Annotated in this window: 7 protein-coding genes; 4 read left to right on the forward strand and 3 right to left on the reverse strand. The window is 70.0% G+C overall.

What is annotated here, in order from left to right:
* The first annotated feature begins 146 nt into the window (after window positions 1-146).
* The 3 genes from VI078_04740 to VI078_04750 all read left to right on the forward strand — a co-directional run bounded on the left by VI078_04740 (window position 147) and on the right by VI078_04750 (window position 2,793).
* Window positions 147-2,180 carry a biotin/lipoyl-containing protein gene (locus VI078_04740; GenBank protein ID HEY5998594.1) on the forward strand — a complete coding sequence of 678 codons (2,034 nt, stop codon included), beginning with the start codon at window positions 147-149 and terminating at the stop codon, window positions 2,178-2,180.
* Between the two features lie 59 nt (window positions 2,181-2,239).
* Window positions 2,240-2,557 carry a metalloregulator ArsR/SmtB family transcription factor gene (locus VI078_04745; protein HEY5998595.1) on the forward strand — a complete coding sequence of 106 codons (318 nt, stop codon included), beginning with the start codon at window positions 2,240-2,242 and terminating at the stop codon, window positions 2,555-2,557.
* A gap of 65 nt (window positions 2,558-2,622) precedes the next feature.
* Window positions 2,623-2,793 (forward strand): hypothetical protein, encoded by a 171-nt coding sequence (locus VI078_04750; GenBank protein ID HEY5998596.1) that lies wholly within the window; start codon window positions 2,623-2,625, stop codon window positions 2,791-2,793.
* A 97-nt stretch (window positions 2,794-2,890) separates the two neighbouring features.
* Here VI078_04750 and cfa read toward each other — a convergent pair whose 3' ends face one another.
* The 3 genes from cfa to VI078_04765 form a co-directional block, all read right to left on the reverse strand.
* Window positions 2,891-4,078, reverse strand: a complete 1,188-nt coding sequence (cfa, locus tag VI078_04755; protein ID HEY5998597.1) for a cyclopropane fatty acyl phospholipid synthase — start codon at window positions 4,076-4,078, stop codon at window positions 2,891-2,893.
* Window positions 4,079-4,225: 147 nt separating this feature from the next.
* Complete coding sequence (locus tag VI078_04760) at window positions 4,226-4,714, reverse strand: universal stress protein (protein ID HEY5998598.1); 489 nt, start codon at window positions 4,712-4,714, stop codon at window positions 4,226-4,228.
* On the reverse strand, window positions 4,711-5,709 hold the full coding sequence (locus tag VI078_04765; protein ID HEY5998599.1) for a hypothetical protein: 999 nt from the start codon (window positions 5,707-5,709) through the stop codon (window positions 4,711-4,713). The genes VI078_04760 and VI078_04765 overlap by 4 nt, the downstream gene beginning before the upstream one ends.
* Before the next feature lie 172 nt (window positions 5,710-5,881).
* Between VI078_04765 and VI078_04770 the strand changes: the two genes are divergently transcribed.
* A partial coding sequence (locus VI078_04770) for a cobalamin-dependent protein (GenBank protein HEY5998600.1) occupies window positions 5,882-7,325 on the forward strand: 1,444 nt, incomplete at its 3' end.

Below are 7,325 nucleotides of genomic sequence, written 5' to 3' on the forward strand. Positions count from 1 at the left end.
CCCCCAGTGAAGGTGGGCAATCGAGCAAGACAAAGTTATAGGGCAGGAGATTGGCAGCCTGGAAAGCCTCGCGCAAAATTTGTTCGTAATTTTTGCGCATGGATAGAACTTCCTCTTCCTGTTCCATGCCGCCCGCCGCGGGAGGGATGTCGCCGCGCGAGATCGTCGCGGCGGTGCGCGCGCTGCCCGGCGTGGCGATCACCTCGGTCGGGATGCGCGACGCCGGCCAGTCGGACTTCAAGAACCGGTTGCGCCTGAAGGACCTGCTGACGCTGGCGCCGCACTACGAGCGCATGGGGCTGTTCTCGGCCGAGTGCCACGGCGGCGCGCGCTGGCACGTCGGCATCATGAACCGCCGCGAGAGCCCCTTCGAGGAGATCGCGCGCTTCCGCGAGCTGATGCCGAACGTGCTGCTGCAGACGCTCATCCGCGAGACAAACCTCTTCGGCTACCGGCCCTACCCGAAGCGGGTGATCGAGCACGTCGTCGCGCAGGTCGACATCGACGTCTGGCGCTGCTTCTCGTTCCTCAACGACGTGCGCAACATGCGCGCCGTGGCCGAGACGGTGCTCGCGCGCGGCCGGCTCTTCCAGCCGACGATCTCGTTCACCGCCGCGGACTGGGCGACCGATGCGTACTACCTCGGGGTCGTGCGCGACATCGTGAGCCTGTGCGGGGGCACGGACGAGATCGTCCTCTGCCTCAAGGACATGGCCGGGGTCGGCAGCATCACCCGCATCGGCCGGCTGATCGACGCGATCCGCCAGGAGTGGCCGGAGCTGGTGATCGGCTACCACCGCCACATCACCGACGGCCTGGCGATGCCGGCGCTGCTGGCCGCGGCGAGGGCCGGCGCGAAGATCGTGGACGCGCAGGAGGACTCGCTGGTGCGCTTCTACGGGCACTCGCCGATCCTCGCGGTGCAGGCCTTCCTCGAGGAGTCGGGGATCCCGGTGCACCTGGTGCGCGCCGAGGCCGAGGCGGCGGTGAGCCGGGCGCGCGAGTGGGCCGGCGCCTACGACTGGGCGGAGTCGCCGTTCAAGGGCCTCGACCACACGGTGACCCGCCACCGCATGCCCGGCGGCGCCTTCCCCAGCTCGTTCGAGCAGGCGCAGAAGGGGGACTTCCTGCACCTGATGCCCGCGGTGCTCGAGGTCATGGCGCTCTACAACCGGATCGTACGCTACTTCGACGTCACGCCCGGCTCGCAGATCACGTGGGTCACCTGCAGCGGGCTGGTGAACCGCTACGCCAAGGAGCGCGGGGACGCCGGCGTCGCGCACCTGATCCGGCTGCTGACGACCTTCGTCGAGGAGAGGGGCCAGGACTTCGAGGCCATGGACGCCGAGGAGCAGGTCGAGCTGGTCTCGCTCTTCCGCGGGGCGCCCGGCGACTTCAAGAACCTGCTGCTCGGCGCCTACGGGCGGCTGCCGGCGGGGTGGCCGGCCGACTGGGTCTACCGGAGCGCCTTCGGCGACGAGGCCGAGCGCCGGCTCGCCGCGCGCCGCGAGGACTCGCCGCTGGAGTCCGTGCCGGACGAGGACCTCGCCGTGCAGCGCCAGGCCTGCGCCGAGCAGCTCGGGCGGACGCCGGCCGAGGAGGAGTTCATCCTCTGGCTGATGCACCCCAAGGACGCGCTGGAGTACATCGCCTTCCGCGAGCGCTTCGGCGAGGCGCCGCTCGTGCTGCCCACGGCCGTCTGGCGCTCGGGACTGCGCCGGCCGGGCGACCGCGTGGAGTTCGAGCTCTGGGGCAAGCCCTACTCGATCGAACTGGTGTCCGTCGGCGCCGAGCACGAGGGGCGCATCCACGTCGTCGTGCGCGTCAACAACCGCACGCAGGTCTACAACGTCGAGACGCCCCGCGCGAAGAAGGTCGAGGTCCGGATGGCGACGCGCCCGGGGCAGGTCGGCGCGCCGGCCAACGGCAACATCTGGCGCCTCGGCAACCCGGACCGCGGCGTCGTGCGCGCCGGCGACATCGTGCACCGGGGCGAGGAGATCGCGAACCTCGAGGCGATGAAGATGGAGAACGCGATCCTCGCGCCCTTCGACGGCCAGATCGCCGAGGTCTGCGTGCGGCTCAACGAGCCGGTGCGCGAGGGCCAGCTGCTGTTCGTGGTCGAGCGCGCCGCCGAGGCGCCGGCGGCGGGCACGGCGCCGACCTCGCCCGATTCCTAGACCGACGGTCCGAGGTGAAACCGCTTGACAAGGTTCGCCGTCACGATTATTCTACGGTCATGAAACTATCGAACTACGCGCGGATCTTCAAGGCGCTGTCCAACGAGCAGCGGCTGCGGATCTTCACGCTGATCTACGAGGAGTCGGCCAGGGGGGCGAAGGCCGCGACGTTTCCGGCCGAAAAGGCGGCCTGCTGCCCGATCGAGAAGGCCTTCACCAAGGTCTGCGACTGCATGGACCTCTCGCGGTCGACGATCTCGCATCACTTCAAGGAACTGCAGGGCGCCGGCCTCATCACCTGCGAGCGCGACGGCCAGATGTACCGCTGCCGCGTGAACGAGACGACGCTCGGCAAGCTGCGGGACTTCCTGAGATGAACCCCTTTTTTTGCGGGCACTGTTCGATTGTGCTCGAATCATAAAACGAAAGGAGGTGATGGACAATGTTCACCTGTTGCGGAAAGGACATGAAGGGCCTCTGCGAGCAGCTTGAGTGCCAGGCGAAGGAGACGCCGAACGGCATCCAGGTCGAGATCACCGCGAAGGACCCGGCGAAGACGGATTCGCTGAAGGCCCTCGTCAAGGCGGTCCGCGGGTTCTGCGGCTGCTGCTAGGCTCGGACGGCGCCGGGGGGTGGGCCCGCTTCCCGGCGCCGGCCGATTCTCCTGTCGTTCCCGTTCCGGCCCCGGATCCAGTCGCCGCGGCCGAGGGTCAACGCACCGCGGCCGGCATCCCCGGACAGCCGCGCTTCGAGAACAGGACCTGCCAGAGCTGGCAGTGGTCCGCCCGGAAGCCCCCGGCGCTGGCGAGCAGGTAGTAGCGCCACATCCGGCGGAAGCGCTCCTCGCGCGGGCCGCCCCCCGCGTCCCAGAGCCGCTCGCAGTTGCCGAGCCAGGCCATGAGCGTCGGCACGTAGTCCGCCCCGAAGGTGTGCCAGTCGCGCAGGACGAAGAGCCCCTCGGCCGCGTCCGTGATCTGGCGCGCCGACGGCAGCATCGAGTTGGGGAAGATGTACTTCTCGATCCAGGTGTCGATGTCCGCGCCGGTGCGGTTCCGGCCGATGGTGTGGAGCAGGAAGCGCCCGTCCGGCCGCAGGCAGCGCTCCGCAGTCTCCATGTACGTCCGGTAGTTCCTGTGGCCGACGTGCTCGAACATGCCGACGGAGACGATGTGGTCGAACGTCCCCTCCACGTCGCGGTAGTCCTGGACGCGCACCTCCACCGGCAGCCCGCCGTAGCGCGCCTGGGCGTACCGCGCCTGCTCGCGCGAGACCGTGACGCCCACGACGCAGGCGCCGTAGCGCTCGGCGGCGAACCCCGCGAAGCTCCCCCAGCCGCACCCGATGTCGAGGACCGTCTGCCCCGGCTCCAGGCCGATCTTGCGGCAGATCAGGTCGAGCTTGGCCTCCTGCGCCGCGTCGAGGTCCCCCGCCTGGCGCCAGTAGCCGCAACTGTAGGTGAGCCGCCGGTCGAGCATCCGGCGGAAGAAGTCGTTGCCGAGGTCGTAGTGCCGGCGGGCAACGGTGAACGCCCGCTGCCCGCGCTGGACGTTGACCAGCCTGCTCCTGAGCGCCACCCACAGCGCGCGCGCCGAGGCGCGAACGCGCTCCTCGATGCCGCCGCCGAGGAGCCGCTCGATCAGCTCGTCGAGGCGCTCGCAGTCCCACCAGCCATCCATGTAGGACTCGCCGAGGGCGAGCGAGCCGCCGGCGAGCAGGCGCTCGAAGAGTCGCGGATCGTGCACGCGCAGGTCCCAGGGACGCCCGCCGTCGACGCCGACGTCCACGCTCTCGAGCAGCCCGCGCACGGTGCGCTCCGCGGCCGGGACGCGCGCGGCGCGTGCGGCGCCGTCCGTTGACGGGACGTGGGACGGCCCCGCCCAGCCTGTCGAATGGGACACGGACACATCGGTTCCAGACATGGCAGACCTCGCAGTTCAATGACCCGCAGAGCGCCCGCGCCCCGAAATGGGGAGCGCCGCCACCGGGATCAGACGTTGATGCCTGCTACAAGATGTGGCCCGATCGCGACCCTGTCAATACGGCGGCTACTCGACGACGAGCACCGCACAGGCGCTCGCGCGATGCAGGATCCGGTTCGAGGTCGAGCCGAGCAGGAACTCCTCGTGGTGCGTGATCTTGCGGCGGCCGACCACGACGATGCAGCAGCGCAGCTGCTCCTGCTCCTCGAGGATCGCGTCGCCGAGCGACACGACGCGCCGGACCACCACCCTCGTCCTGACGCGCTCGTCGCCAAGCCCGCCGTCGGCGAGGATGGCGCGGTAGCCCGCGCACAGCGCGTCGCGCGAGCGCCGCTGCGTCTCCAGCCACTCCTGCCGCGCCTGCGCCGTGCGGAAGAGATCCTCCGGCGGTTCCGCGACGATCGAGAGCACGGTGACCGCCAGGTCCTGGTACGCGCCGAAGAAGTCCGCGACGAACATCACCGCCCGCCGCGACCCCTCGGTCTCGTCCACCGCCAGGAGCAGGTGCCGCCGGATGTCGTCGGGCGCGCGCGCCGCACCTTCGCTGTCGCTCATGTCCGCCTCCCTGTCGCGGCCGTCACGTCGGCCTGCGCCGCCGCCAGGTCCTCGAGGAGCTGGTCCGCGGCATCGTAGAAGAGCCCCGCCCCCTCGGAGAAGTGCAGCAGCACCCGGTTGAGCGAGTCGGGGACGTACGGGAAGACCTTCTGCAGGTTCGCCACCCGGTGGTTGAAGGCGATGCTCAGGTCGTCGCGGGTGAGCCGGGCGTGGACCGCCGGCTGCTCGCGGCGCAGTTCCGGCAGCAACACGTCGCCGCGGCCGGCGAGGAAGATGAGGATGTTGCCGAGCCCCTGGAGGTCGAAGCTGAAGAGCGACTCGCCGTGCACGTAGTCGTAGTCGAAGTCGATCCAGCGGTTCACGCCGCTGTCCCGGTCGCAGATGATGTGGTCGCGGCGGATGTCCCCGTGCTTCTCCCCGCGGTCGTGGAGGAACTTGATCGCCCGCACCAGTCCGACGAAGTCCTCGAGCACCGCGGGGAAGTGCCGGTGAAAGAAGTCCTCGTGGTCGTCGCCCGCGGCGACCGCCACCTGGTCGTAGCGCCGTCCCCGTATGAACTCCAGGATGCGCACGTTGTTGCCGGCGCCGTCGAGCGCCCAGCGCCCCTGCATGAAGTGCCGCTGGCCGCGGACGAGATCGAGGATCCGCGCCTCCTTGCGCGGGCTGCGGAAGCGCCGGATCGACACCCCGCCGATCCGCGTCTCGAACTCCTCGTGGAACTCGAACTTCAGGACCCGGGTCGAGCCGTCGAGCAGGTCGATCGCCCGGCGCACCCAGTACTTCGGCTCGTCGTCGAGGCCGAAACGTCCCTCCCGCTCGTAGTTCCTGATCAGGTACGGCGTGCCGTCGAGGACGAGGACGTCGTCGCTCTCGACGCCGAAGAAATCGGTGGTGTCGGCGATGAGGCGGATCCGCTCGGGCGGGCGCTGGGACGCGCCGCTGCGGGCCAGGAGCCCGCGGACCATCTCCTCGGTGTAGGCGGCGCTCGCAGCCAACGGCGCTGACCTCCGCTTTTTCCCCGAGTCTCCGCCGCGCCCGGGCGCAAGTCAAGGCCGGCGGCATCCCGCGGGGACGCCCCGCGGGCGCATGACAGAAGCATGACATCGGCCGCCTATCGTCCCGCCTGTGCGCGGCGCCATGACGGCGCCAGTCGGAGGAGCGAGACGGATGATGCAAGAGCGGACGGCAGTTGGCAGACGGCAGCGGGTCCTCCTGAGCGGGGTCTTCGGCCCCTTCGGCGTCGACGACGCCTTCGGGCGGCGCGAGAACATCATGGAGCTGTTCCACAACCAGGTCACGCGCGGACAGGGGGTGGCTTCGTTCCGCTTCCACCACCGCTCGTTCGGGCTCTACTTCCTCGCCGCGAACGTCGACGCGGACGTCACGGTGCTGGACTTCCCCTCGCGCCGGCGCTTCGTCCGCGAGCTGCGCCGCGGCTGGGACGTCGTCGGCATCTCGTTCATCGCCCCGAACTTCGTCAAGGCGCGCGAGATGGCGCGCCTGGCGCGCCTGCACGCGCCCGGGGCAACGATCGTCCTCGGCGGTCACGGCGCGGCGATCGAGGGCATCGAGGAGTCGATCGTCTGCGACCACGTCGTGCGCGGCGAGGGGATCGGCCCGCTGCGCCGCCTGCTGGGCCAGGACCCTGATGCGCCGATCGTGCACCCGGCCCTGCCGAGCACCGAGCGCCAGAGCATCCTCGGCGTCCCCCTGCTCGGCCGCACCGCGAGCCTGCTCGTCCCGGGGCTCGGGTGCGTCAACGGCTGCCGCTTCTGCTCGACGACGCACTTCTTCGGGAAGACGTACACGCCGTACCTGCGGACCGGCCGCGACCTCTTCGCGGCCTGCTGCCGCATCGCGGATCTGCGCGGCACGGACGACTTCTTCGTCATGGACGAGAACTTCCTCAAGGACACGGCGCGGGCGCGCGAGCTGCTCGCGGAGATGGAGCGGCACCGTCGCTTCTTCCGTTTCCAGGTCTTCTCCTCCGCCGAGGCGATCACGGCCTTCGGGCTCGACGAGCTGGTGCGCCTCGGCGTGACCTTCGTCTGGATGGGCGTCGAGTGCAAGAGCCGCCAGGCGAACTTCGCGAAGAACAGCGGCGTCGACCCGCGGGCCCTGGTGCGCGCGCTGCGCGACCGCGGGATCAACGTGCTGGCCTCCGGCATCCTCTGCATGGAGCACCACACGCCGGACAACATCCAGGAGGACATCGACCACCTCACGGACCTCGAGGCGGACTTCGTGCAGTTCATGCTGCTGACGCCGCTGCCGGTGACGGAGCTCTACCGCGAGAAGCAGGCGGCGGGCCTGCTGCGCGAGGAGCTGCCCTACGAGGAGTGGCACGGCCAGAAGATGCTCAACTGGCGCCATCCGCACTTCCCCGCGGACGAGGCCGAGCGCTGGCTGCGGCGCGCCTTCCGGCAGGAGTACGAGGAGAACTCCAGCTCGATGCTGCGCGTCGCGGACACCGCGCTGCGCGGCTACGAGGCGCTGGCGGCGCTCGAGCAGACGGACGCCTGCCTCGAGGCGCGCCTCGCGCAGATGCGGGCGCGGGCCCGCGAGTACTCGCTCATCCTCCCGGCGATCGCCCGCACCGCGGTCAACTCCC

This window comes from bacterium, assembly GCA_036524115.1.
In the GTDB taxonomy this organism is placed as follows: Bacteria; JAUVQV01; JAUVQV01; order JAUVQV01; family DATDCY01; genus DATDCY01.

Coding starts and splice junctions, on each gene's coding strand:
- VI078_04750 (HEY5998596.1), top strand. CDS start 2,623: ATGTTCACCTGTTGCGGAAAGGACATGAAGGGCCTCTGCGAGCAGCTT.
- VI078_04740 (HEY5998594.1), top strand. CDS start 147: ATGTCGCCGCGCGAGATCGTCGCGGCGGTGCGCGCGCTGCCCGGCGTG.
- VI078_04745 (HEY5998595.1), top strand. CDS start 2,240: ATGAAACTATCGAACTACGCGCGGATCTTCAAGGCGCTGTCCAACGAG.
- VI078_04760 (HEY5998598.1), bottom strand. CDS start 4,714: ATGAGCGACAGCGAAGGTGCGGCGCGCGCGCCCGACGACATCCGGCGG.